At 33.0% G+C, this 26,554-nt stretch carries 26 protein-coding genes; all 26 read right to left on the bottom strand.

Annotated features, from left to right (window positions below):
• Nucleotides 1–78: 78 nt before the first annotated feature.
• Nucleotides 79–1,698 carry a hypothetical protein gene (locus SOLCA_RS21215; RefSeq protein WP_014682541.1) on the bottom strand — a complete coding sequence of 540 codons (1,620 nt, stop codon included), beginning with the start codon at nucleotides 1,696–1,698 and terminating at the stop codon, nucleotides 79–81.
• Between the two features lie 21 nt (nucleotides 1,699–1,719).
• Complete coding sequence (locus SOLCA_RS21210) at nucleotides 1,720–2,838, bottom strand: MraY family glycosyltransferase (RefSeq protein ID WP_052308680.1); 1,119 nt, start codon at nucleotides 2,836–2,838, stop codon at nucleotides 1,720–1,722.
• A gap of 260 nt (nucleotides 2,839–3,098) precedes the next feature.
• Complete coding sequence (locus SOLCA_RS21205; protein WP_014682539.1) at nucleotides 3,099–4,097, bottom strand: hypothetical protein; 999 nt, start codon at nucleotides 4,095–4,097, stop codon at nucleotides 3,099–3,101.
• Nucleotides 4,097–5,236 (bottom strand): SDR family NAD(P)-dependent oxidoreductase, encoded by a 1,140-nt coding sequence (locus SOLCA_RS21200; RefSeq protein ID WP_014682538.1) that lies wholly within the window; start codon nucleotides 5,234–5,236, stop codon nucleotides 4,097–4,099. Before SOLCA_RS21200 ends, SOLCA_RS21205 begins: the two co-directional genes overlap by 1 nt.
• Nucleotides 5,237–5,839 carry a DapH/DapD/GlmU-related protein gene (locus tag SOLCA_RS21195; RefSeq protein WP_014682537.1) on the bottom strand — a complete coding sequence of 201 codons (603 nt, stop codon included), beginning with the start codon at nucleotides 5,837–5,839 and terminating at the stop codon, nucleotides 5,237–5,239.
• Complete coding sequence (locus SOLCA_RS21190) at nucleotides 5,839–6,549, bottom strand: glycosyltransferase (RefSeq protein ID WP_014682536.1); 711 nt, start codon at nucleotides 6,547–6,549, stop codon at nucleotides 5,839–5,841. Before SOLCA_RS21190 ends, SOLCA_RS21195 begins: the two co-directional genes overlap by 1 nt.
• A 30-nt stretch (nucleotides 6,550–6,579) precedes the next feature.
• Entirely contained in the window at nucleotides 6,580–7,749 is a 1,170-nt protein-coding gene (locus tag SOLCA_RS21185; protein ID WP_014682535.1) for a glycosyltransferase, read from the bottom strand.
• Between the two features lie 53 nt (nucleotides 7,750–7,802).
• Complete coding sequence (locus tag SOLCA_RS21180) at nucleotides 7,803–8,987, bottom strand: O-antigen ligase family protein (RefSeq protein ID WP_014682534.1); 1,185 nt, start codon at nucleotides 8,985–8,987, stop codon at nucleotides 7,803–7,805.
• Complete coding sequence (locus SOLCA_RS21175; protein ID WP_014682533.1) at nucleotides 8,988–10,415, bottom strand: glycosyl hydrolase family 28-related protein; 1,428 nt, start codon at nucleotides 10,413–10,415, stop codon at nucleotides 8,988–8,990.
• 8 nt (nucleotides 10,416–10,423) lie between these two features.
• A complete protein-coding gene (locus tag SOLCA_RS21170) occupies nucleotides 10,424–11,626 on the bottom strand; it encodes a glycosyltransferase family protein (RefSeq protein WP_042480335.1) in 1,203 nt (400 codons plus the stop codon).
• Nucleotides 11,613–12,893: an O-antigen translocase gene (locus tag SOLCA_RS21165; protein ID WP_014682531.1), complete on the bottom strand. Its 1,281-nt coding sequence runs from the start codon at nucleotides 12,891–12,893 to the stop codon at nucleotides 11,613–11,615. Before SOLCA_RS21165 ends, SOLCA_RS21170 begins: the two co-directional genes overlap by 14 nt.
• A 48-nt stretch (nucleotides 12,894–12,941) precedes the next feature.
• Nucleotides 12,942–13,487 carry an acyltransferase gene (locus SOLCA_RS21160; RefSeq protein ID WP_042481845.1) on the bottom strand — a complete coding sequence of 182 codons (546 nt, stop codon included), beginning with the start codon at nucleotides 13,485–13,487 and terminating at the stop codon, nucleotides 12,942–12,944.
• Between the two features lie 52 nt (nucleotides 13,488–13,539).
• Complete coding sequence (locus SOLCA_RS21155; RefSeq protein ID WP_014682529.1) at nucleotides 13,540–14,637, bottom strand: DegT/DnrJ/EryC1/StrS family aminotransferase; 1,098 nt, start codon at nucleotides 14,635–14,637, stop codon at nucleotides 13,540–13,542.
• A 10-nt stretch (nucleotides 14,638–14,647) separates the two neighbouring features.
• Nucleotides 14,648–15,130 carry an acyltransferase gene (locus tag SOLCA_RS21150; RefSeq protein ID WP_014682528.1) on the bottom strand — a complete coding sequence of 161 codons (483 nt, stop codon included), beginning with the start codon at nucleotides 15,128–15,130 and terminating at the stop codon, nucleotides 14,648–14,650.
• Entirely contained in the window at nucleotides 15,120–15,533 is a 414-nt protein-coding gene (locus SOLCA_RS21145; RefSeq protein ID WP_014682527.1) for a sugar 3,4-ketoisomerase, read from the bottom strand. The genes SOLCA_RS21150 and SOLCA_RS21145 overlap by 11 nt, the downstream gene beginning before the upstream one ends.
• A 4-nt stretch (nucleotides 15,534–15,537) precedes the next feature.
• A complete protein-coding gene (locus SOLCA_RS21140) occupies nucleotides 15,538–15,939 on the bottom strand; it encodes a sugar 3,4-ketoisomerase (RefSeq protein WP_014682526.1) in 402 nt (133 codons plus the stop codon).
• Nucleotides 15,940–15,949: 10 nt separating this feature from the next.
• Nucleotides 15,950–17,116 carry a non-hydrolyzing UDP-N-acetylglucosamine 2-epimerase gene (gene wecB, locus SOLCA_RS21135; RefSeq protein ID WP_014682525.1) on the bottom strand — a complete coding sequence of 389 codons (1,167 nt, stop codon included), beginning with the start codon at nucleotides 17,114–17,116 and terminating at the stop codon, nucleotides 15,950–15,952.
• Nucleotides 17,117–17,125: 9 nt separating this feature from the next.
• Nucleotides 17,126–18,418, bottom strand: a complete 1,293-nt coding sequence (locus tag SOLCA_RS21130; protein WP_014682524.1) for a nucleotide sugar dehydrogenase — start codon at nucleotides 18,416–18,418, stop codon at nucleotides 17,126–17,128.
• 42 nt (nucleotides 18,419–18,460) lie between these two features.
• Complete coding sequence (locus tag SOLCA_RS21125; protein WP_014682523.1) at nucleotides 18,461–19,546, bottom strand: Wzz/FepE/Etk N-terminal domain-containing protein; 1,086 nt, start codon at nucleotides 19,544–19,546, stop codon at nucleotides 18,461–18,463.
• Nucleotides 19,547–19,716: 170 nt separating this feature from the next.
• Nucleotides 19,717–20,406, bottom strand: coding sequence for an acylneuraminate cytidylyltransferase family protein (locus SOLCA_RS21120; RefSeq protein ID WP_014682522.1), 690 nt, complete (start codon nucleotides 20,404–20,406; stop codon nucleotides 19,717–19,719).
• Between the two features lie 6 nt (nucleotides 20,407–20,412).
• Nucleotides 20,413–21,465 carry a nucleotidyltransferase family protein gene (locus SOLCA_RS21115; protein WP_014682521.1) on the bottom strand — a complete coding sequence of 351 codons (1,053 nt, stop codon included), beginning with the start codon at nucleotides 21,463–21,465 and terminating at the stop codon, nucleotides 20,413–20,415.
• 23 nt (nucleotides 21,466–21,488) lie between these two features.
• Entirely contained in the window at nucleotides 21,489–22,610 is a 1,122-nt protein-coding gene (gene neuC, locus SOLCA_RS21110; protein WP_157604622.1) for a UDP-N-acetylglucosamine 2-epimerase, read from the bottom strand.
• An 11-nt stretch (nucleotides 22,611–22,621) separates the two neighbouring features.
• On the bottom strand, nucleotides 22,622–23,665 hold the full coding sequence (gene neuB / locus SOLCA_RS21105; protein ID WP_014682519.1) for an N-acetylneuraminate synthase: 1,044 nt from the start codon (nucleotides 23,663–23,665) through the stop codon (nucleotides 22,622–22,624).
• A 7-nt stretch (nucleotides 23,666–23,672) separates the two neighbouring features.
• Complete coding sequence (locus SOLCA_RS21100; protein ID WP_014682518.1) at nucleotides 23,673–24,314, bottom strand: acetyltransferase; 642 nt, start codon at nucleotides 24,312–24,314, stop codon at nucleotides 23,673–23,675.
• A gap of 5 nt (nucleotides 24,315–24,319) precedes the next feature.
• Nucleotides 24,320–25,462, bottom strand: coding sequence for a LegC family aminotransferase (locus SOLCA_RS21095; RefSeq protein ID WP_014682517.1), 1,143 nt, complete (start codon nucleotides 25,460–25,462; stop codon nucleotides 24,320–24,322).
• Nucleotides 25,455–26,453 carry an NAD-dependent 4,6-dehydratase LegB gene (locus SOLCA_RS21090; protein ID WP_014682516.1) on the bottom strand — a complete coding sequence of 333 codons (999 nt, stop codon included), beginning with the start codon at nucleotides 26,451–26,453 and terminating at the stop codon, nucleotides 25,455–25,457. The genes SOLCA_RS21095 and SOLCA_RS21090 overlap by 8 nt, the downstream gene beginning before the upstream one ends.
• Nucleotides 26,454–26,554: the final 101 nt, after the last annotated feature.

The raw sequence follows: 26,554 nt of genomic DNA, 5'->3' as shown, positions 1-26,554 counted from the left end.
GTAAACCGCAAAGGCGCTAAAACGTAAAGATATAATCTTAGCGTCTTAGCGCCTTTGCGGTTTTTTTATATTATGTTTCTAAAAATCGTAGTACAAATTTCGGAATGAACTCCGCAATCCGAAGTTAATTATCGCGGTTGAATTGTTTCCATTGGAATTATTCTCACTTCGCAAAGTTAATCCAGTTTCAATTCGCAAATTGTATTTCTTATTTAATACGTAAGCAGCCGTTAAATCCCCATAAAACAGATTTGTCGTAATCCCCTGTCCTATATGATTACCATAATCACTTACACGAGTATCATATGGAAGTAAGATATTTTTACCATAATTCATTCCCTGAGGATCTAAACCATAATAACCGTAAGTAAACTGACCGCGAAAATCAAATCGTTTCCATGAATAGTTAACAATTCCTAAGAATTCCTCAAAGTTTGCGCCCCAAGGATGAGCCAATGATTGAGAAAAATGAACGTAATTGTTCGTTGGTTTACCATTATTAGGGTTTACCACACCATTTACAACTGGTTTTCTGGCAGTATAGGTATACGGTCGAACTATGTTTACTTCTCCTTGGAAATGTAAATTCGGGATTTTAAAAATATCAAATGAGCGGAATCCTATTTGTGCCCCCCACTTATTTCCCCAATATCCATCTCCGGCAAAAAACTCTTTTGCGGTAAATTCATTTAAAGCAAATTGTCCATACCACGTAAACTTAGGTAGCATCTTATATTTGGCAGTCATTCCGACTAATACTTTATCAGGAGACCCGTTAGCAAACTCAACCGGACGAAAGAATAATAATGGATTCAGATAGCTCATATCAAAGCCACGTTTCCCTAAAGAATCCGCATCTTGCCAGATCACATTTTCAAATAATCCAACAGAAACCTTCTTTGAAATATTCCAGTCAAGATAGTGAAATACCCCCCATTTTTTTCTATATCCATTCTGGTAATCAAACTTTGGTGACTCGCGGTCGATCATTTGCGCCCACATCATCATATAACGCAACTTCCAAACAGTTGCTGTCAGTTTAACATAAGGATAAGGAGCTGTTGCATCAGACAAAAGCAGTGATCGATAGCCGTCTCCAATGAAATTACGATCATAACCTAAATCAAAATTGAAGTACTTAGAGGGTGTATAAGAAATACGACCGGCTGCGTATGAATAATCAAATCCGCCATTTCCATAATTTCTAACCTCTCCTTGTCCCGCGATTACTCCTGTTGTACGGGTACTTTGATCTACATAAAGAGGGAAAACGCCTTGATTCTCATAAAAAGAAGTATAAAAAGTGAACTGTTTTCCGATTCGGCCTCCAATATAAAAACCTCTTGTATTTAACCAAGTGGTTCGATCATTATTGAAATCGCGACCAACTTGAAAGTCGGGCAGAAAGTCCAGGTACAAATCAAAATCCGGTTGTCTTACCTGCAGTAAATGTTCATCCCACAGTTTTCTTCCAAGCCATGTTTTATGTGTTGTTGAATCTTCCTTTAAAAACAACGAATCATTAGCATTCAACACGTAGGGCCTTAATGTAGTATGACGAACTACAGAATCAGTGTATAAAAGTTTAGCCTCTGAAGGTTTTAAATATGTTCCTAATTGTGTTACAGATTGTGCATAAGCTGACAAGCTAACAATAGACAATATCATTAGCGCAAAGAATTTGTAAGAACGTCTCATTAAAAGTATAGAAATGAATGTTTAGTTTTTGGCGATTTTTTCCAGAATAGAATCAACAAACTGTTCTTTTTCTGTTTTGAGAACAGGTTTATCCTTAACCTGAGTAGATCGTTTTGAGTTTGGTAGTTTGGAAGTTTTATATTTTAACAACAGGGTTAAAAAAATATTTGCAATAATAACTGTAGAAGCTATTGCCAGAATTAATGGAAGCGTACCTATTCTTTGCAATGATATTGCAAAGAAAATCAGCGTTATGTTTACTCCTAATAATATTAATGCAGAACTTGTATGTGATAGTTTTAAATCAATTAAACGATGGTGTAGGTGGTTTCTATCAGCAGTAAAAGGAGACTGTTTTTTAAGAATTCTTAATGTGAATACCCTTGTAGTATCAAAAACCGGAATTATCAGGACAGCCAATACTAAAGCTGGAGAAGCTTGAATTCCCAAATCTACTGCCTTAGCTGAATGTACAGAGCTTAATTCAATTAACTGAATACTTAAAACAGATGCTATCAGCCCCACCAATAATGAACCTGTATCTCCCATAAATATTTTCGCAGGAGAAACATTGTATATTAAAAAACCTACTAATGAGCCACCTAAAGCTGTTGCCATAAATGACCAGCCAATATCACCCATTAAGTAAAATAACAACGCATAAGTGATAGAAACAACAAGTCCAATTCCACCTGCTAATCCGTCTATGCCATCTACAAGATTAAAAGCATTTACTATTGCCACAATAGTAAAAACTGTTATTGCAATACTAACCGGATAAGCTATATCTTGCACTCCAAACAGACCAAACATGCTTTTAAGCCTGATATCTGCTAATACCGCTATAATTAATGCGGCAAGCACTTGAGCCATTAATTTTTTAACAGGGCTCATGCCTACAAGGTCATCTTTTAGACCAACTACAAAGAGTATTATTCCTGCAGCCAATACAATTCCAGCTTCAGGTAATAATGAACTTTTTATAAATAAAGAAGTAGAGAATAAAAAACCGGTAAATATGGCAACACCGCCGAGATTAGGTATTATTTTTTTGTGAATCTTACGATCTTCGTTCGGGGCATCAAATAACCTTTTCCTAAATGCTACATAGATTATTGATGGTATCGAAAAGCTTACCACCAATAGCGATGAGAGGAAGATGAGTAAATGTAACACCATAGTTAGTTAGAATAAGCATTGACCCCGATTATCAATACAGTTTTGGTTGGCAAAGATACAAAAATTTCACTGATATTGATGTTTGAATTAACTTCAGCTAATATTCGCATCACTTTTAATTATTTAAGCTGAATTAAAGTGAAACTAAATGAAAAACCTAAAACTATCAAATTAATTTATTTATATCTAAAACTGAATTATCTGCATAATTTAAGTTGAAGTTAAGAGAATAATTCTTTAAGCCATCCTTCAATAGAATATTTATACCTTATTGATGGTTCATTTTTTTCATATGAAGTTTCAAAAAAGGATTTATTTATTTCCGGTTTATTTCTGTCTATAATTAAAATATTGTTCTCATTATAAAAATCATATTGTCTTATATCCGGATTGGTTGTAATTAATTTTCTATTTGCTCCCAGCATTTCAATACTTCTCATTGTCAAGCCTGTTTGAGCAGGATGATGAATATCCAACACTATTTTAGACTTTCTTATAATTTTAATAATTTCTTTTTGAGATAATGATTTAAAGTTAAACTCTTTATATTTTGCTTTATAAAATTTTACATCTTTGAATTTTCTATATAAAAACAAAATAGGACTGGGAAAAAACATAAAGAAATAATGCTTATAACCAAATGATTCTATTTGACTTCTAATTTCTTTTAGAAGATCATATCTATCACTATGTACTGTTCCAATAAAGCACAATTCTATTGAGTTTGAACAGTTAGAGTCAAGCTCCATCCTTGCATAATCATCAATATAAAACAAAGGTCTAAAAGACACTCTTTGAATTTTCTCAGAATCTGTTTTATCAAATGAAAAGATTTTATCAAAATAAGGCAAAACCTCCTCTGTTTTTTTCTTATTCTGTAAAGAATCCCACATGTACAGAATAAATGTTGCATTATATTGTTGATGTTTAAACCTCTCCAATATAATAGGAGTCATTGCTTCAATATTTACAACAAAAACAAAATCGTATTGAATTGAATTCGTTTTACCTAAAATTTGCTGGTAATACTTCTCAATACGATTTTTTATAATTTCTTTATTTATCCGAAGACTTGCTTTTGTCAAAAAATCATTTTCTGGCCGTTCATCATAATAATCAACTATAGCCCCAAATTCTGTTAACTTTTTGATTATTTCCTTCTCATAATCAAAAAACATTGGGGCAAAAAAAAGTATTTTTTTACCTTTTAACTCTTCCATCAGCGATATAACCCTCGTGATTTCATTTCTTGGATTGAGAGAGAATAATTATCGGCTTCAATTTCCTGCCTATTAACCCATTCTGTAAATTTATTAATTCCTTGTTGAAATGTGAACGAAGGGGCAAATCCCAATCTATTATTGATTTTTGTTAAATCTGCATAATTATGGCGAATATCGCCCAAACGATAATTCCCGCTAATTTTTATTGGAACACTAATTCCATAGTTTGCAACTAACGTATTTGCTACCGTAATCACATCTGTTGGCAAACCAGTTCCAACATTAAAAATCTCTCCATTGGCCTCTTCTTTTTCAATGCCTAATAGTGTAGCATTTACAACATCATCAATAAATACAAAATCTCTAGTTTCTTTTCCATCTTCAAAAACGTTAATTCCATTACCATTTTTGATTTGAGTAGAAAATATTGATAATATGCCTGTATAAGGATTCTTAAGTGATTGACCTGGGCCATAAACATTTTGATATCTAAAGGCTACAGGAGAAATTCCAATTGTTGGACAAACAGTCATGATCATTTGCTCCTGATTCTGCTTTGTTATCCCGTAAACTGATGAGGGATGAATTTTGGATTCTTCGTCAGTTGCCATTAATTCTAGTAAGGCTGTTGAACCAGCATACTTTACTTCAAAATCGCCATTATCCATAAACTCTGAGGTACGGTGTTTAGGGTACACGATGCCGTTTTTTGCACATTTGTATTTACCCTCACCGTAAATAGAACGTGAAGATGCTACTACAATTTTTTTTACAGTGTGCTCGGTATTGGCTAAAATATCTAACATAATAGCAGTACCATTAATATTAACATCGACATATTTTTGGATCTCATACATCGATTGTCCGGTACCTGTTTCAGCAGCATAATGAACAATAATATCTTGTCCCTTTAGAGCACTTTCCCAATCATTTTTCTTAGTCACACATCCTTTTATGAAGTGAACTTTATCTTTAATACTTCTATAAAGAGGAGATGTAGCCTCTGGGTCAGTTCCATGTATCTGAGGTGATAAATTATCCAATACTGTTACTTTATAGCCTTTTTGAATTAATCTTAATGCCAAATTACTGCCTATGAAACCAGCTCCGCCAGTTATTAAAATATTCTTATCCATTTAGATACTAGTTATTTTCTCCCATTTATCATTAATAAAATTATATTTCTTTATTGGTATTGCTGGACTTCCTACGGCAATTACATTTGGGGGCAAATCTTTTGTAACAACAGAATTTGCTCCTATAATAGTTCCTCTTCCAATAGTAACACCAGGTAAAATGGAAACCATTTCACCTATCCAAACATTATCTTCTATTACTACTTTGCTAGTTTTGTATGGTCTAGTTCGCGGTATTGACTCTGGACAACTATCCATTTCATCACCGGAGTAACTACCGTGAGAACAATCGGATATGTATACTTTGCTTGCGATAAGTACATTGTTGCCAACTACAACACTTTTCATTGCTGTTATATGAACGTAATCGTTTATTTGCACATTTTCCCCCAAATATAGTACCTTTTCATTTTTAGAATAGGCTTCTAATCTACATCCAACTCCTGTTGTTAATCCTTTTTCAATAACTATATACTTACGTCCTCTAATATCTATTGGAAATCGAATAAGTTTAGCCTTGGGGTAAAAAATTCTAGTTCTTAGCAAAGAAATAGATAGATACAAAAGCTGAGACAAACCATACGTATTAAAAATATCTCTCATTAAAAGGCCCTTTTTATTAGTTCATACAATACGTAAAACCTAACTTTTACCCTCTTTGCAATTGAGTTCGGACTCTTACCTCCACCTGTAGACGCATTTTCACTGTGCCTTCTATATTTTATTAAGGGCGTAGATTCCAAAACAACCTTGTAATAACCCTCCCCAATAACAGTTAACCAGTAATCATGGGCACATAGACGATGATTCTTAGGAAATGGCAATGCTTTATCTAAAATCTTCCGATGGAAAGCCATACAAGCCCCAATATATCTGGTTTTCAGAAAATTAATCAAAAATCCTTTCCGAGTTTGGTTTAATTCAAAATGCGAATTAAAAACGCTTTTTAATTCGCTATCAACAATCACTGCATCACTAATGACCATATCTGATTTTTCAAGAGACACAAGCATTTTCTCAACCTTTCCATCCATCCAAACATCATCCTGATCCGATAAAAAAATTATATCACCAGATGATTTACGAATAGCGTTTTCAAAATTGCCAGTATACCCTCTTTCACTGTCATTTTGAAAAATTCTAATTCTACTGTCATTAATTGATTTAATGAGGTTTATAGTGTTATCAATTGAATGATCATCCGATATAATGATCTCATCGACTAAAGACAACTGTTTTAATATTGAAAATAACTGTTCTTGAATATATCGTTCTCCATTGTAAGTAGCTATACAAACAGAAATTGTTTTCATAAAATTTAAGTTTAACTTAATAACTAAAATCTAAGCTAGCTGAAGATAAAGACTATAGTATCGGTCAGCTGCATTCTTAAGACTCAATTCATCCAAGGCCATATTAGCCTTCTGTTCTCTGTTAATTAGCTTTTGTTGAAGCGTCAATGAAACTTCAGCTACAATTGTATCAAAATAAACATTATCCAACTTTTCTAAAACATATCCGAGATCATATTTTTTAACAGCTACAGAGGTATCTCCAATATTATCAGATACCATTACGAGTAATCCCCCAGACAAATAGTCTGTAAACTTAATTGGTGCAGCTACTTGATTTATAATGTTATCTTTTCGTAGCAAAATTCCTACATCACATTGCTTTATATAAGCATTTAGGTATTTGTTCTCAACATAGGTGAAATAATATTTCGAAATATCAATATTTCTTCCTTTCGCATAATCTTCAAACTGTTCCCAATGTTGACTAAAAACAACAAATCTTGCCTCTTCAATATTTCTTTCGAGTTTTTCGAAAAGATCAAATGTTTCTTCTACACACTGCCATTTTTCAAAAGCACCAGAATAAACAAAAATCTTTCCATTAATTTCGTTAAAAACCTCCTCCTTTATATTCATTACTTTTGCTGAGTTCGAGCATTGTGAATTTAATGCTCCAATTGCGAAAGTTGGAATAACAATAACTTTATCGCTTTGCTTTGAATAACTAATTTCAATATGCTTTCTAAAATTTTGGGATACAACAACAAGTTTATCTGCATATCTACAGTAAAGACTTTCCAGTTTTTTAAATAAGAAAAAAATGTACCTACTCTTTTTTCTTAAAGCCATTTCTTCAGGAAACACACCTCTCATGTCAAAAATCACTTTTTTCTTATAAATGAGCTTTAATAAGAGAGCTACAAGCATTGGTAAATAGCTTCTTACATGAATGACATCAACCTGAGCTGCTATTTTACTTACTTTTTTAAGCAATTCGAACTGATTGATAAAATAACTGTCATTTTTCAGTGGTATATGAACTAATTTATCATTATTAATCTCAGGAATTATATCTTGATCTCGTGTTGTAAGGAAAAATTTGATTTTTTGATCCTTAACAGAATATTTGTTTGAAAGATGACTAAGCAAAGTAATTACTTGAGACTTTAGTATTGGTTGACTTTTATAACTTTCTAGGGTTAAATATAAAATTTTCACTCTTAAATATTTATAGAATTAAAAGACTTGATAATAGTCGTTGGTTAAAATAGTTAAACAATAATTTCCTTAGGTTTTTCTTCATAATTTACAAGTAAACCTAGATAAAAAAAGATCATTTCATTTAAAATAATATCTCCTGAAAACATTGAATTAATTAAAACAAACAGAAATATATACTTAAATTCATTTTTCGATTTAATCCAAAACCATATTATCCATATAAAAAAAATTATTATTAATCCAATACCTTGCTCAACTGCTAGTTCAAGAAAAAAGTTGTGTGGATAATATCGCATATCAGATTCTCTTCCAAAATAAAATTTAGAAAAGTTACCTACTCCTTGTCCAAATAATAACCGCGAAAAATCCAACTCACTCATTTTTATTAATGTCAACGGCCAAACCACAACTCTACTTTCTTCAAAGATTTCCTCAGAGGAACCATCAGGAACCGCTCTAAAAAATCTTTGTGTTATATAAGATTCTTCATTTGAGGAAACGTAGGCAGATATAAATACAATACTAGTACCCAAGACTATAAGTATCAAATAGATATATTTCTTCTTTATAGTAGAAATAAAATATAAAGATGAAACCAAAAGAAATGACAGAAAAGGGCCTTTGGAGCCTGTAGCATAAAGTATCGGAAGGGTTGCTAATATTAACAAAAGTAAATTTCTTCCCCTTTCTCCTAAAACTATAAAATAGATAAGAACACACTCATAGCTAACGCGTATAATCCAAATTGGATTTAATCCACCTACAATTAATCTTGTATTAACATTAAAAGTATTTATTTGAGTTATACAGATGAAAAAAACTATAATAATAAAAACAATTTGAGTGTAACAGTACCCTTTAAAAAAGGCTAATACACTTTTCCTGGTTTTTAAAAAACTTCCAATTAAAAGTAAAGGAATAATTTTTGTAAGAAGCATTGTTACCTTATAGTTGGAATATTCACTTTTGAAATTCAACAAATAGCTAATCAAATACCACCCGATAAAAATTGTACTAAAAAAAAGAAGTGATTTATTTATGTAAAAATCCTTTTTAAATTTTAAAGCTATTAAGAAAAATCCTAATAAATAAAATATGGAGACAACCGGGATGTGAATAGAGAAAGCTTCAAACAAATATTGGAAATTAAATAAGGCTCCAACAAAAAAATAAACAGAAAACAATGGATTGTCTCGTTGTTTTTTTTTCTCTTTCTGAATAACACTTTCACCCATCTACTTCAAAACAATTTTATATAAATTCAAATTATTATTTCCTATCATAGCAACAACTATTTGATTGGAGTTGTAAGATACCTTTTTTATTAGATGAGAGGAAGCACAGATAAGTTCGAGTTTGAGATTAAATTTTCTCTTTGAAGATTTATCTTTTGGAATTGCTATAAATGGTTTTTTTTTCGTACAAAAATCGTAGCTCAATTTTATAGTTTCATTCAATTCCGCAAACAACATATTCGTATTTGTAATTTCCTTTAGAGGATCTAAATTAGATTTTTCATTTCGAGTGAGTGCATAATTTACCTTTTGATTACCCTTCAAACTTATGGCTTTTCTACTTTTTACATTAATATCCTGAACATTGTCATTTACATCGATATCAAGATCGTTATTTGCTGAATTATGGAAATTATTGAATTCTATATTCACATTTTTAGAATCATTAATTTGTATCCCAATCGCCTTATAAAAATTTACAATTTCGTTATCTCTAATATCCAGGTTTTCAATATTAATTAACTTAGCTCCATCTGTTCCAATTCCTTTTTGACAAGATATAATGAAATTATTGATTAACTGAATATTTTCAATTTTTTCATTTCTGGCAACTTGAATACCTATTAAATTATTGCATAGAATATTTTCTGATACAAAAACATTTGAACGCTGAATTTTTATACCTCGTCTTCCATGGTTATAACTCAAGTTCCCAACTATATTAATCCTTTTTAAAGATTGAGGATTATAATAACCCTCTGAACCATATTGGCTTTGAGAAATATGGATCCCATCTCCATCCTGATTTGATTTAGGATTGTTTTCATATAAGACATTATTTGAAATATCCCCTCCTTCTAACGAATGAATAGTTATACCATCGGAAGCAAAACTTCCATCTCCATTATTATGAATCTTATTATTAGAAATAATAGCATTCTTAACCCATCCAACCGTTAGACCACTATACTTACAATTAACAATCTCACAATTCTCTATTCTGAACTCTTTACAGTAATAAACTCCAATGCCATTTCCATTGGTTTGATTGTTCATATTACCAGTTACTCTAAGAGAAGTTAGTTTTAAACTATCTACAAAGTAAAAAGACATAACATTATCATTTCCATTAGAAATCGATTTGAGTTCTGCATTATTTCCGCTAACAATGAGTTTTTTAATATTTGATTCTTTCGTACCCTTTACTGTAATACTAGTAAATAGATACGTTTTAGAATCAAAAACTAATGTCGCATTTTTAGTGGCAGCGGCAGCAAATGCACGATTTAAACTTTTAGTATCGTCCGTTTTACCATCGCCCTTTGCTCCATAATCTTTCACATTAATAATCTCATTTAAACCATTAATAGCATAAGATTTATTTACTAAGAATAAACCTATGAACATCCATAAAAAGTACATTTTCATAGAAACATCTACATTTTAAACTTCAATTTCCGATAGAGTTTATAAGAAATTTTATATAGGATTGGATTAATTTTCTTTTGAAACATCTTCCATTCGTTTCTATCACATGCTACCAAATCTTCACAATGGAGTAATAAACTATTTAAAACATTTTTAATGTAATGGTTATTCAATGTGTATAAGTAACATTTTTCTCCAAGTTTATTATCATCACTAAACTGTTTAATTAATTGTTCAAAAGAATTTTTTCTTTCACTTATGCTATTTACATTACTTCCTAATGTGTAATCCTCTGTCTCAAAAAGCCAGTTATATTTATAATCATTTGGAAATCTATCGTGCGAAAAATCAATTAAAAAAACGGGTATTTTTCTTGATGCAAATTCTATGCAAGAAGTTCCCATAGCAACACCCAAGTCAATATTTTCAATAATGTAATTATCCAAATATTGATTCATTAAAGTTCCTGCTAAAGTATATGAAACATTGGACTTCTTTAGGTAAGTAATTAAATCTTCTTTTTCTTCTCCATCCCCGATGATGTGTAAATGAATATTGAATTTCTTCAATTCTGAAAAAAACCTGACTTCATCAATAATCTTATATAGAGAATTGATTTTATCATATGAAATTCTTCCTAACCAACCAAGATTTAATACTTTATCCTTTTTAATTCTTACTTTAGATTGTTCCTTTATATCTACAGGAATTGGCAAGTAAAATGGTTTAAAATTTATATCTAACTCCTTTACAACTGAATAAAAATTTGCACCATCCATATAAATTATATTGCCCTTTTCTGATAAAGTCACTATATAATGCCTCAGTTGAGCTTTATTGATAAAAATTTTCCGACCTTTCGCATATAAAGAATCTTTAAGATTATCAGGATGAATTGCCCAAAATAATAATTTAACTTCCTGAATATTAAAGTCAACAAGGTATTCAATATCCGCAATATAAGATAGGGGTGTAATTAATATTGTTTCAAAATCAATTTTTGCTTTCCCATTGACAAATGGAATTAATGACACATTAGGAGTATTTGCGAGCTGTTTAGTTAAAAAACCTTCACTGTAATCAATCACTTTAATATTTAATCCTTCTATTAGAGAAAGCTCAATTGCCAGTCTTACGAAAAGCAATTGTGCTCCCCCCACATTCTTACTAGGGTAAAAAAAGCATATATTCTTCAATTTATTTCCTTTCACTGGTAGTAAATAATAGCTTTCTAAATATGATTAACATCACTACAAAATACATAATGTAATTAAGACTATATGCAATTGTGGCCCCAATATTTCCCCATTTGGCAATAAAAAACATGGCCAATAAGATAAATCCAATGCTAAACAACACTTCCATTAACACATATGCTGTCGCTCTTGCTTTCGCAACAAATTGGTATCCCAATATCCAACTAGCCACTTTAAATACATCACCTATCAACTGAAACGGAAACAGATTTTCCATTTCTGAAAATTTGTCATTGAATAATACTTGAATAATGAAATGCCTAGAAACATAAATAGCCCCAGAAATAATAATTAATGGTGGCATAACAACTTTATAGGTATGTATAATTTCATTATTCAATTCTATATCTGTCTTTATCTCTGATAAACGAGGCAAATAATAAACACTCAGCGAAGTGGTAATTACCATTAAATACATTGAAGAAATTCTGTTCATGCCTTCCCAGAGCCCTGCACTATCAATTGATAAATGCTTTGTAATAAAATTTCTAATAATAATTTGTCCTACTGGAATTACAGCTGTACTAACAAGTGCCATCAACGAATATTTTGATAAGTTTTTAGCGGCCGGCAAATTAAATCTTCCGAAAAAGTTATGCATCTTAAACCATTTCGATTTAACGACAATCATAAGTGTAATAAGGAATATAATTGATTGATAGGTAACAGCCGATAATAGCGCTCCAAACACACCCCAAAAATAAACGAGTACAATAGAAAAGATGAGCCCCACAATACTGCTGGAAATATTTACAATCACATATTTTTTGAATTCTTTGTAGCCATTTAATATTGAAACCAATAAATTATTAAGCGCATATAAAATAATTGTGAATCCAAAAACGATAAAAATGATGGTGTATTGAGGTTCTTTTAATAGTGATTCGGCAAAAAAACCACTTCCTAATATTAATACTAAGCCGCAACAAATAGATAAAATGAAGGTTATCCAAAATGCACTGCGTAGATATCTTCTATTGGCAGATTCATTACCGGCATTTTCAGCTATATATTTTGTTACACCACTGTTGATACCACCTGTTGAAACAGTTAATACTATTGAACTAAAGTTGTTTAACTGTCCTAACAACGCTATTCCTACCGGGCCAACTAACATAGCAACTACCTTAATACTTATAAAGCCGGTGAGCATTTTTATTAAGGTAGATAGTGCATTCAGAGAGAATACCCTTGCTAAATCACTTTTAATTATTTTCTTCACTTTGTTTAACACTTCAACCTACATATTTTCGACCTGCCACAATTCATATTAAATCAACGACTTCAGCACCTTACATGGAACACCACCCGCTATCACATCATTAGGAATTGATTTCGTTACAAGAGATCCATTGGCTATAACAGCATTCCTACCAATTGTAACTCCTTTCAATACTGTAACATTTGACCCTATAAAAACATTATCTTCAATTATAATTGGTGCCGTCTTTGGGTTACCGCCGATTCGCCTATCAGCTCGCAATTCATGAAAATCACTGTCATATGCATTGAAATTTGTACCAATTAATACATTAGAACCAATAGTAATGCCCTCTCCCTCACTAATTAAACATGCATTATTATTAATCCATACATGATCCTTGATTAATATAACAGAATGTTTTTTTCGGGCGTCTATGTAAGCATAGGTTGTAAAGAAAGCAGGTGACGATGGTATACCAATGTTCACCTGCATTCCAAAAATAATCCGCCCATCTCCTTTTAGAATAGCAGGTTGATGACGCTTTGGTTTACCTACTACATATAAACAACTTGATAACAATTTATATTTTGTATTTCTACTGCCTTGGATCATGGGGAGAATAATATGTTGAATTATTCTTCTTTTAATCTTTACAAAGAAAACCTTAGTATTCATTTAATACATTAATTACAGTAGTAATCTCATCTTTGCTTAGAACAGAAGTCATGGGCAAGCTTATCACTTCATTATGGATGCTTTCAGATATAGGGAAACTTAAGCCACTCCACTCTTCATAGGCAATTTGTTTATGAGGCGGAATAGGGTAGTGAATTACTGTTTGAATGCCCTTCGATGTGAGATATTCTTGGAAATTCCCTCTGTCTTTGACACGCACAACAAATAAATGGAACACGTGATTTTCTGTGCGATCCCAATACGGCAATTGAATTTTCGAGTTGTTAATCCCTGCTAAATACATTGAAGCTACTTTCCTTCTTACCGCACTTTCTTCATCTAACAGACGTAATTTGGCAGACAAGATTGCTGCCTGTAATTCATCTAACCTGCTATTTATACCTTTGTATAGATTATGATACTTTTTTTCTGAACCATAGTTGGCAATGGCTCTAATAGTAGTTGCTAATTGATCATCATTAGTGGTCACGGCACCAGCATCTCCTAATGCTCCAAGATTCTTTCCTGGATAGAATGAATGTCCTGCTGCATGTCCGAAGTTGCCCGATCTTTTCCCATTAGCAATGGCTCCATGTGATTGCGCAGCGTCTTCAATTACGATTAAATTGTACTTTTTGGCTACTTGGTGGATTAGTTCCATATCGGCTAACTGACCATACAAGTGAACAGGTAATATTCCTTTCGTTCTTGGGGTAATCGCTTGCTCAATCTTAGTTGGATCCAGGTTAAATGTTCTCACATCAGGCTCTACTAAAACAGGAATCAGCTTGGTTTCTGAAATAGCGAGGATACTTGCTATATACGTATTTGAAGGGACAATAATTTCATCGCCCTCTTGAAAAACACCCAACTCCTTATATGCTCTTATGACTAGAACTAATGCATCTAGACCGTTCGCAACACCAATACAATGTTTTACTCCACAAAAACGAGCATATTCATCTTCGAAACGTTTTAAATTTTCACCAAGTATATACCAGCCAGATTCGAAAACCTGATTAAAGGCACTTTTTATTTCCGTCTCGTATTGTTGGTTGACTTTCAATAAGTCAAGAAATTTGATCATCGTTTTATATTTACTGTTTTTTCCCTTCTTTAGATATTATACCTTTCTGTATGGCAGGATTTCCATACCATATAGTAAAAGGCTGAACATTTTTAGTAACAACACTTCCTGCACCAATTAAGGAATATTCACCAATTTCAACTCCTGCCAAAATTGTGGCATTGGCCCCAATTGAGGCTCCTTTGCAGATTTTTGTTTTGATAAAAGCTTCAGGATATTTTTTTGACCTTGGATATATGTCATTGGTGAAGGTCACGTTTGGTCCTATAAAAACGTCATCTTCAATTGTAATCCCATCCCATATTTGTACACCGGGTTTAATAGTAACATTATTTCCTATAATTACATCATTTTCTATAAACACATTGAAATTAACATTACAATTACTACCAATTTGCGCACCTTCAAGTATTACACAATACTGCCAAATTTTTGTATTCTCCCCAATCTGATCAGTTTGTACATCTGATAAAGGATGAATTTTAGTACTCATTTTTGTAGTTTAAATATTCTTGATAATTACGTATATAGTCCTTCTCATCATAAGTATGAGAGGCTAATACTAAACATATAGAACCTGATGAAAAATTAACTTCAGATGCCCAAATCCCGGGAGGAATATGTAACCCAATATATGGCCTGTTCAACTGAACTAATCTTTGGGTTTTGCCATCATCCAGTAATACTTCAAAACTTCCGCTTGAAGCAACTAAAAATTGATGACACTCTTTATGAGCATGGGCTCCTCGAGACTCTCCTCCTGGTATATCATATAGATAAAAAACTCTTTTTACAGAGAATGGGATTTCCACATTATTATGCACGGGCGTTATATTTCCTGCCCGATTTTTAATTTTAGGGAGTACATAAATCGAACAATCATAGACTGTATTCATTTTATCAATTATTCTTAGTCTTTAGAAATACATTATAATCTCTAACATAGTCATCCTCATTAAAATCTGTAGAAGCTACTACAAAAGCTAAAGAATTAGTTGAGAAATTTTCCATATGTCTCCAGACATTATTCGGGACCAATAAACCATAATATGAACGATTTAATGAAAAAGTTTTGGATTCCTTTCCATCGCTCAATACAACATCAAAGCTTCCACTCAAAGCAATAATAAACTCTTGGTTACTTATATAACTGTGCCCACCTCTAACTTCACCGCCAGGAACATCGTAAATCCAGTAGGTGCGTTTTATTTCAAAAGGAAAGTGATTTTTCTCTTCCATAAAAGAAAGATTGCCACGTTCATCTAGAATCTTTGGTAGATTGACCAATCTAACTCCTTGCATAATCAAATTCTTAATGAATTAACTCTAATTCAAACGTATTTTCAATTATATTTATAATTCTGTTAGCTGTATTTCCATCCCAATACTTAGGATTGCGACCGCTTTTACCAAAACCATTTAAAATTTGGCGAATATTTGCCTCTATTTCATCAATTTTAATTAATTCATTACTACCTTCTGTTATTGTCACAGGACGTTCTGTATTAGGCCTTACTGTAAGGCAGGGAATATTTAAATGAGTTGTCTCTTCTTGAATTCCTCCTGAATCCGTTAAAACAAATAAAGAATCTTTTACCAAACCAATAAACTCAAAATAACCTAAAGATTCTATTAAAAAGAGGTTCTTATAGTTATTGATCCTTTCTAAAAGCCCGAATTCAACTATATTTTTAAAAGTTCGAGGATGAATCGGAAAAACTAATGGTATTTCAGATGAAATGCCCCCCCAAATACTAACTAACTTAGCTAACACCTCTTTATTATCAACATTAGAAGGACGATGAAAAGTCATTATACCATAATTTCCCTTTACTATATCCCTCCCCATTTGAATAAGTTGGTCTTTATTTAATAGATTGAAAGTTTGACAAGAATTATCAACATGAGGTAATGCTTTAATCAAAGTGTCAATCATAAGATTGCCAACCATATGAATTTTTTCTTTATCGACTCCTTCCTTCAAGAGGTTCGCATCTGCATCTTGACTTGTTGTAAAAAAATAATCAGAAATAGAATCTGTGACTAATCTGTTAATTTCTTCGGGCATAGAGCGGTCATGACTTCTCAAGCCTGCCTCATAATGGGCTGTTCTTATACCAAGTTTTGAGGCAACTAAGGTACAAGCAACAGTACTATTCACGTCACCTACAACTAATACCATGTCAGGTTTAATATCCAAACAAACTTTTTCGAAACCTTCCATTATTCTTGCAGTTTGTGTAGCATGCGAGCCGGATCCAACCTCTAAGTTGACATCTGGATTTGGGATACTCAATTGTTTAAAGAATAGATCAGACATTTTCTCATCATAATGTTGTCCAGTGTGGACAAGAATGGGATGTATATATCTATTATCTCTTAGAGCATGCATTAAAGGCGCAATCTTCATAAAATTTGGCCTCGCTCCTGCAACTAATATTAATTTGAATTTAGTGTTGTAAGTATTGTTGTCAGTCATAATAGTTTCTTATAAGCGTGCATCAACCAATTCTCGATCTAAAAAAGCTTTTGTATCAAAGATAACTGCATTTTGATCTTTAAACCTTTTAAAACACACAGTTTTAAATTCATCATGAGCAACTGCTACAACAATAGCTTGATAGTTAATATCATTATCAAGCTCATTGTTTATCTGCAGTCCATACTCATGCTTCACCTCTTCTTTATCAGCCCATGGATCGTAAATATCTACACTCAAACCATATTGAACTAGTTCATTATAAATATCAACGACTTTTGTATTTCGTACATCCGGACAGTTTTCCTTAAAGGTAATACCCATAATCAAAGCTTTTGAGCCTTTTATTTTGTGGTCTTTTTCAATCATCAATTTAATTACCTTGTTGGCAACAAACTGTCCCATCATATTATTAACTCGACGACCTGATAAAATTACCTGTGGATGATAACCTAATTGTTGTGCTTTATGTGCTAAATAATAAGGATCAACCCCAATACAATGTCCTCCCACCAACCCCGGCTTATATTTAAGGAAATTCCACTTAGTCCCTGCTGCCTCTATAACATCATTGGTATCAATGCCAATACGATCAAATATTAAAGAAAGTTCATTAACAAATGAAATATTAACATCTCTTTGTGCATTTTCAATTGCTTTTGAAGCTTCTGCAACTTTAATAGATGCTGCTTTATGAGTTCCGACGGTTATAATTGAACCATATAAATCATCAACTTTATTAGCAATTTCAGCAGTTGAACCTGATGTTACTTTCTTAATTTTTGTTAATGTATTTATTTTATCTCCAGGATTAATTCTCTCAGGCGAGTAGCCACAATAAAAGTCTACATTATAGATTAACCCACTCTCTTTTTCTAGTACAGGAACACAATCTTCTTCAGTGCATCCTGGGTAAACGGTTGATTCATATATTACAATATCTCCCCTCTTTAGAATTTTACCCACCATTGAAGATGCCTTTAACAAAGGTTCTAAATCAGGTGCATTAAACTGATCAATTGGTGTAGGTACAGTAAGAATATAAATATTGTTAGACTTAAGATCATCTATATTACTGGAAAATTTGATACCAACATGAGAAGTTTTACCTTTCAATATAGTTTCATTCAAATCTTCAATATTAGCTTCCAGAGTGCGATCTATTCCATTACTTAACTCTTCTACCCTAGTTTGATTGATGTCATAACCTAACACCGAATATTTTTTTGCAAACTCAATAGCTAATGGCAGTCCAACATATCCTAATCCTACTATTGCAATTTTTAATTTATCATTATCCATAAGTTTCTTACTATTTCCTTCCCTATGTTATTTTTACTTCTTTTACTTCATTAAAGAGTGAATTGCTCTTCTTCCTACTAATATAATGACAGTTAGAAAAACGACTATAACACAACCTATCAGACATCCTTTTACACTTCCAATTCTGACTTCATCTAAAGGTAAAATTGGTTTATCAATAATCTGAATAAAGGGAGCCTCGCGAGAAAGAGTAATCTTTGATAATTCGAGATTTTTCAAAACTTCTCCATAGGCAGTACTTAAAACCTGTATATCTACCTGTTTCTTTTGTCCTCCGACAGTGGCTACTTGTCTTACTGGATTTAAGTCCGGTGTCTGATCCACACTTCTAGCCCGAGCATAAAGAGCATTATCTAATGCCGTCCTTAATGAATCAGCTTTTTTTTGCAAAACAGCAACACTCTTCTGTGACCTACCTGTCTTAGTTTTTATATAAAAGGTTGTCACATTATTAACAAGCGATTCTGTAAACGTTTTTGCAAACAATTCATTTGAAAAACTACATTTGACTTCAACAACACTTAATTTTTTATCAATTTTTCCAACACTCAAATTATTTTTAATAAAAAATTTATGAAACTTACCCAGTAAACTGTCCTGCGTTCGATTAAATTTCTCAGGCTCGCTATTTAATGGAAAACTAATATTAACTAAATGAGGATCATTTCTCCACTTTTCCCGTAGAGAATTAAAATCAATATAATAATCAGCCAGAGATTGAGATTTACCATTAACAACAACTGGAGACAAAAGTGTTTTTTGAATCATTGATCTTGATTTCATTAATTCAATAATATTGTCTCCTGAGAATATTCCTCCTGTACCCCCTCCTAAGTCAATACCAAACTGCGATGCCAATCCTGCATAAGCACCTAAGCTTCCTCCGTTATCTTCTTCTAATGCAAATGTTAGCTCTGCAATATATATTGGTTTCTTAATTAATGCATATACGAACCCTGCTAATCCTCCAAGGATTCCTGTCAAAACAATAATTAACCATTTAGAAAACAGATAGTTCCACCATTTCTTTAGCCTAAGGACTAACTCCTTAAGCGATATTTCGTCGTCTTGATTTGAATTTATTTGAGGTTGAATATTTTCTTGCATAAGTAAACACCAAATTTCTTAATTGAAAAGAAATATAGTTTCTAGATTAAATTGTGTAGCGGCCGCAAAGTTGCTAAGAATTAATACGATTACAAAAGTTTTTTTTGAGTTGATGCTTTTTTGTCATATTTTATCCTTCTGAACAATTATAACGATACCTCAGAAACTGATTATCTTATCTCTTTCTCCAATAAAAACTCTGCCCAAGCCCAATCTAATGGTGTATCTAAATCAATAGATGAAACTTCATCCATCACATACTTTCTTATTTTATGAAATTTATATAAGGGTTGTTGTTTCAACGAGTTAATATTTATCACATAAATTGCTCCATTATAAGCAAATGCAGGTGGACAATCTTGTCTTCGTGCAAAGCTTCCATCTTTTGACTTTATTAAATAACCATTGGAGTTCTCTTCAAACAAATTAAAATATGGGTTATCATGTGATTCTCTCACAGAAACTACCATATCCAAATCGGAAGAATATATTTCAACAGCTTCACGAATATGCTCAATTTTTCTGAATGGGGATGTAGGTTGAAGTAAGACCATCCTTTCAAAATTCTTTCCAAGCCCCTCGTAATAACTGATAGCATGAAGCAAAACTTCATAAGCCCCTGATTGATCAGTTGCTAACTCAGCAGGGCGTAAAAAAGGTATTTTTAAACCTATCCTTTCAACAGTTTCTTTGATTTTCTCACTATCCGTTGAAACACATATATTCTCGTCAGAAACTAATTGCCTGGCAATATCGATCGACCATTGAATTAAGGGTTTTCCACCTAAAAGTTTTATATTTTTGTCTGGAATTCCTTTTGAACCACCTCGGGCTGGAATAATAAATAATGTATTATTCATAATTGTCTACCACTTAATATGCTTAATGTCAGCCTGCGCCTTTGCAAAGTCCTCATGCCGTCCAATGTCTAACCAATAACTAAGCAACGGATAATGCGATACTTTTCGACCTTGCTTTATCAATTCCTCCATTAAATCAGTAGCGTTATAAAATGAGTTTACAGGTATTATTTGCTTTAATGATGAACGCATAAAATAGATCCCTCCACTTGAGTAATATGTATAGGTGGGTTTCTCCTGAAACGAAAGGATATTGTCATTATTCGTTTCTAAAACGGCGTAAGGAATTTTAACTTTATACGGAATACTCGCAATACATAAATCCGCTCCTGAGTCTATGTAGAACTTAAAAAAATCTTCATAATCAATATTGGTAAGGATGTCGGAATTCATAACCAGTAGATGATCATGTGTGAGATTGTCAATTAATGAAAGAGCACCAATTGTTCCCAGTGGCTCATTCTCATGCACATATTCAATTGTTATATCCTTATCCTTTCCAGATCCAAAGTACTCTTCAATTTTCTCAGCCATATACTTTACGCTAATGAATTGTTGAGAAATACCAAAGTTTGCCAATCGATCAATATTATATTCAATAATTGGCTTGTCGCCAACCTTGAGCATTGGTTTAGGAAGTGTATCGGTAAGTGGTTTTAAACGTTCCCCTTTACCACCTGCCATAATTAATGCAGAGGCTGGTATTGCAGACTGTTGTTTTTTTAAATTAAGTATTTTAACCATTCTTCCCTCATTTCCAATCACAGGAATAAGGTAAATATCTTTTTGACGAAACTCTGCAATCTTAGTTAAACTGATATTTAATTCCTCTAAGAATTTAAAATTAGAATTCATGAATGCAGCACAATTATCAGAAATCTCTTTATCGTTCAATAAACCTCTTCGAATATCCCCATCTGTTATCGTCCCTAACAATTTTTCTGAATCATTAACAACAAAAAGAGTGCGGTCTTCCAATGATGGCAAAGCATCAAGTTTCCTCAGTGCTTCCCGAGCAGAGGATGTATGTTTTATGATATGTAGACTAAAGTCTTTCAAGATTCAATATTGTTTTTTGATACTTACAATTCCCTTTTCAGGATATTAATAATTCCGTCAGCAACGTCTTCCTTATGATATATATTTTCACCGTTATAATCCCCCATCAATTTCACTTTTTCACATGCTTCGAGAATTTGAGTTCTGTCCGGATGTACCTGGATAAGGTTAGGAGAGAAGGCACGCCCTTTCTGACGATCTCCCACATTGACAACATATTTATTAAAAGAGGCGGCTTCTATGATCCCACTTGAGGTATTCCCAAGCAGAAATTTTGAATACTTCATACAGGTAAAATACCCTTTAGTCCCAAAGCTTTCGATGCCAATTACATTTGGCCTTTTACTGATGAAATGTTCATATTCCTTACGCATCATATTCCCCATAGTATCTGTGTTAGGCATTGTGATGATGATTTGATAGTCTAATTTATCAAGAGCAGCAATCACCTCTTCAACATATTTCTTGTTTTCATCAACAGAAACCGTTTCTGGATGGAAAGTAACCAGAACACTCTCTTTAGTTATATCAATTCCGAAGACCTTCAGGAAATCTTCTTTGGAGTAAAGATCCATATCATTAATATTATCCAGACTAAGTGCTCCGACATTATAAATATTCTTGTTAGAACCTAGAATGTTTGAAACCCTTTCCGAATATTCTTTGGTTGATGTAAAATGATACATCGAAAATAAGCTTAAGCAATGACGAAATTTATTGTCAATTGCACCTAGCGTTGTCTCTCCTCCGTGAATATGAGCAAATTTTATATTGAATGGAACAGCAGCAGCAACAGCAGCAAACATTTCATAACGATCACCTAAGCAGAAAACCAGATCGTAATTATTTTTTTCAACTGACCAAATTCCTGAAAACTTTTGCATTGTTAATGCCATTGAATCTGCAATCGCTTGTTCGGTATCTGAAGCAAGAACAGTTTCTACCTGATGATCAATAAAAAAACCATCCTTTACAATCTGATCAATAGTATATCCATGGAATCGGCTTAGATGAGTTCCAAATGTAATGATTCGCAAATCGAAATCATCAGATTGCCCTAGTTTGTGTAACAATGGAAGATAAATTCCGTAATCAGCACGTGAACTTGTTAATATAGCTATTCTATGTGGATGCTTTTTGTTCAATTTTCTGAAATCTACAATTTTTCTAAATCGTCCCAATTTAACATGGAGTCCTCATGCAAACTTCTCTTTAACTTAAGACCAATAATGCTTGGCAATTCCATCGGACTAATACCATTTCCCGGGCGTTTCATAATAAGGTCAGACTCCACTAATATATGTCCTGAAGGCAAATCCCTCAACAAATGAATACTCTTTCTAGCTACATCTTTATTCTTTGACTCCGAAGCTGAAGCTTGCTTTGTTCCGTCTCCAAGGGCCATTTCAATATTTCTAATAGCACTAACCATTGCTTTAAGCTCAACCGGTTCTAGAGAAGCCTTATGGTCCGGTCCTGGCATTGATCGATCTAAGGTAAAATGTTTCTCAATACAAATAGCTCCCAAAGCAACGGCTGCGATTGGCACTTCGATTCCTAATGTATGATCAGAGTATCCAACAGGAACACTCAACTCATTAGCAATTGTATTCATTGCTAATAGATTTACATCTCGCATGGGAGTAGGGTATTCAGTATTACAATGTAACACTGTAATATTGCTCTCATTAGTTCCAGATTCTTTAAGGAGAGCTACCGCATCTTTAATTTCATTAAGATCAGACATTCCAGTAGATACAATTATCGGTTTCCCTGTTGATCCTATTTTCTTCAAATATTGATAATTTGTTATTTCTCCTGATGGAACCTTAAACAAATCGACACCAAGGTCGCTAAGTAAATCAATGCTATCAAGATCGAATGCTGTAGATAAAAACTTAACACCTTTTGAGTTACAATAATCGATTAATAAACGATGTGTATTTTCATCAAGCTCCAGCTTCTTCAACATTGTAAACTGAAAATCATCACCATCTCCAATATTTCGCTCTTGATATTCAGCTTTTTTAGCTGATTTGCTAACCAACTTTTCAGCTTTAAAAGTCTGAAACTTTACATAATCAACTCCTGCATCAGCAGCCACATCAATTAATTTTTTAGCCAGATTAATATCTCCGTTGTGGTTAACACCCGCCTCTGCAATAATTAATACTCTATTCTTTGATTTATTGATGCTCATACAACTATTAATTATTATCCTTCAAAAGCCGTCCAGGATTTCCAACAACGGTTTGATTATCGCCAACATCTTTCAATACAACGCAACCGGCACCTATCACAACGTTTTTACCAATTCTTATTCCTTGTTTTACAACGGCGCCAGCACCTATGAAAGTATAATCTCCAATAGTTACATTTCCAGCCAAAATTGCACCTGGAGCTACATGAACATAGCTTCCAACCACACATTCATGTTCAACGGTACAATTTGAATTAAGTATTACACCATCACCTATTTGAGCAAATGCATTAACAACTACACTTGGCATAATCATGAGTCCACTACCTAAACTCGCTTTATTTGAGATAATTGCTGAAGGATGAACAGCATTGGTCAACTGTACTCCTTTTTGTTTAAAAGAATTGGATATTCTCCCCCGAATGCTATTATCTCCAATTGCAACAATGAATCTACTAGTTACAAAATCATCTTCTCTGTTGTCAAGGTTGTCTGTTCCTAGGTAATTCAATTTAAACGGATTAAAATCTTTCTCAATCCTATCAACATATCCTTTGATCTTCACTCCAGATTGAAGTAAAATATCAGCCACCACATAAGCATGACCCGAATAACCAACTAATATTACCTCAGAAACAGATTCTTTCATAAAATTTATTTTAGCCTTACACTACTAGGAATATTAACTAATCTGTCCGCTATCCATTCAGCATTACTAATATCAGAAGTAATAGCATGTCTAAACATTGGTAGTCTGTTCATTAACTCCCATACAGGTCTTGTCATCACTCCTTTATCATTAGAGTAAGTTAAGAATAAATCTCTTTCCGCTCTATTTTTTAATAGAATAGCATTTAACCAATAATTTGATTTAGAATTGCTTGGTTCAGATATAAAGTGAATGCCTTGTTCAACAAAAAATTGACTATAATTCTTGGCCAATTCTCTTTTGTTTGAAATAAAACTATCTAATTGTTCCATTTGAGCACAAGCTAAAGCTGCATTCAAATTTGGCAAACGATAATTATAACCAACATAATCATGAACAAAATCCCATCTATGTGGCACTTTAGCCTGAGTAGTCAGATGTTTAGCTAATTTACCCAGATGATCATCATTTGTCACTATCATTCCACCACCACCACATGTTATGGTTTTATTACCATTAAAACTATATGTTCCTAGCAAACCAAATGTTCCTGTTTGCTGATTCATATATGTTGATCCTAATGATTCTGCTGCATCTTCAACAAGATTAATATTATATTCCTTACAAAGATCAAGCAATTCATTAATTTTAGCCGGATGGCCAAAAGTATGCATTGGAACACATGCAGCTATTCTTCGGCCAGTATTCTTATGAATAGCCTGACCACCTTTAATCTCTACAGACTCTTTTAGGAATTCTCTAAGGGCTTCCGGTGAAAGACCTAACGTATCTTTATCGACATCGATAAATGAAGGCTCGGCTCCTATATAGCTTATAGCATTACATGTAGCAATGAACGATAGTGGCTGAGTTAATACCAAATCACCCTGTTTAACTCCAGCCAACATTAGAGCCATATGTAGTGCGCTGGTCCCATTTGTTGTAGCAATTGCATATTTAGCCCCGGTATATTCTCGGATCAACTCTTCAAATTTGTCTACAAATTTTCCGACAGATGACACAAAAGTCGAATCAATTGTATCCAAGACATATTTTTTCTCATTGCCGGTAAAGACAGGAGCATGTAATGGAATAAACTCATCTGAATCAAATTGCTTACGGATAAATCCGACTACCTCACTATACATTATAGATATCCGCTTTATATTGTTTCAAATTTTCAGGTTTGCTAAACCATTCAATAGTTTGTTTTAGGCCCTCATCCAATGAGTATAGCTGTTTCCAGTTAGTGTGCTGCATTATCTTCTGATTTGATCCAAAAAGACGTTCAACCTCACTTTTCTCTGGTCGTAAACGGATATCATCAGAAACAATTTTTGCTGCCGGATTTATAATATTTATCAGTTTTTGAGCCAAATCACCTATAGTTATTTCTGAATGAGTTGCAATATTAACCTCCTCACCAATTAGTGAATCACTTTTAGCAATTTCAACAAAGCCGTTTGCTGTATCTTTCACAAATAACAAATCACGCGTAGGATGCAACGCACCTAGTTTAATCTCAGTTTTACCTGCCAACAATTGTGTAATAATAGTAGGAATTACTGCTCTGGCTGACTGACGTGGTCCGAATGTATTGAATGGACGAACTATTGTTACAGGAACACCGAAACTCCGATAAAATGACTCAGCAATGTGGTCTGCACCAATTTTTGTTGCTGAATAAGGCGATTGACCCTGTCTTGGATGCTTCTCATCAATAGGTACATACAAAGCTGTTCCGTATACCTCAGAAGTAGATGTCACCAAAACCTTTTCTACACCAAGATCTTTTGCAGCTTGTACAATATTTAATGTACCCTTTATATTAGTATCTATATAGCTGTCAGGAGAATGATAACTATACGGAATCGCTATTAAAGCTGCTAAATGAAATACCACATCACAACCTTGCATCGCCGTACGGACTCCATTAGGGTCTCTGACATCTCCGGTAAATATTTCTATTTTGGAAAGTGTTTCTTTTGAAAAGGTATCCATCCATCCCCAGCTGTTGAATGAATTATAATAAGCAAATGCTTTAACATTGGCACCTTCGTCGATTAATCGTTCTACTAAATGACTGCCAATAAAACCATCAGCGCCGGTCACAAGTACTTTTTTATCTTTTAACTGCATGTTATTAAATGGAGATCAAAAATAATTAATTAATGCTTTAGTATGATAAGTTAAATCAGAACAAACAATATTATAAACGAAAAAGAGGCAAATTACCTTTG

The sequence above is a fragment of the Solitalea canadensis DSM 3403 genome (assembly GCF_000242635.2).
In the GTDB taxonomy this organism is placed as follows: Bacteria; Bacteroidota; Bacteroidia; order Sphingobacteriales; family Sphingobacteriaceae; genus Solitalea; species Solitalea canadensis.
This window is presented reverse-complemented; position numbering and strand designations above follow the sequence as displayed.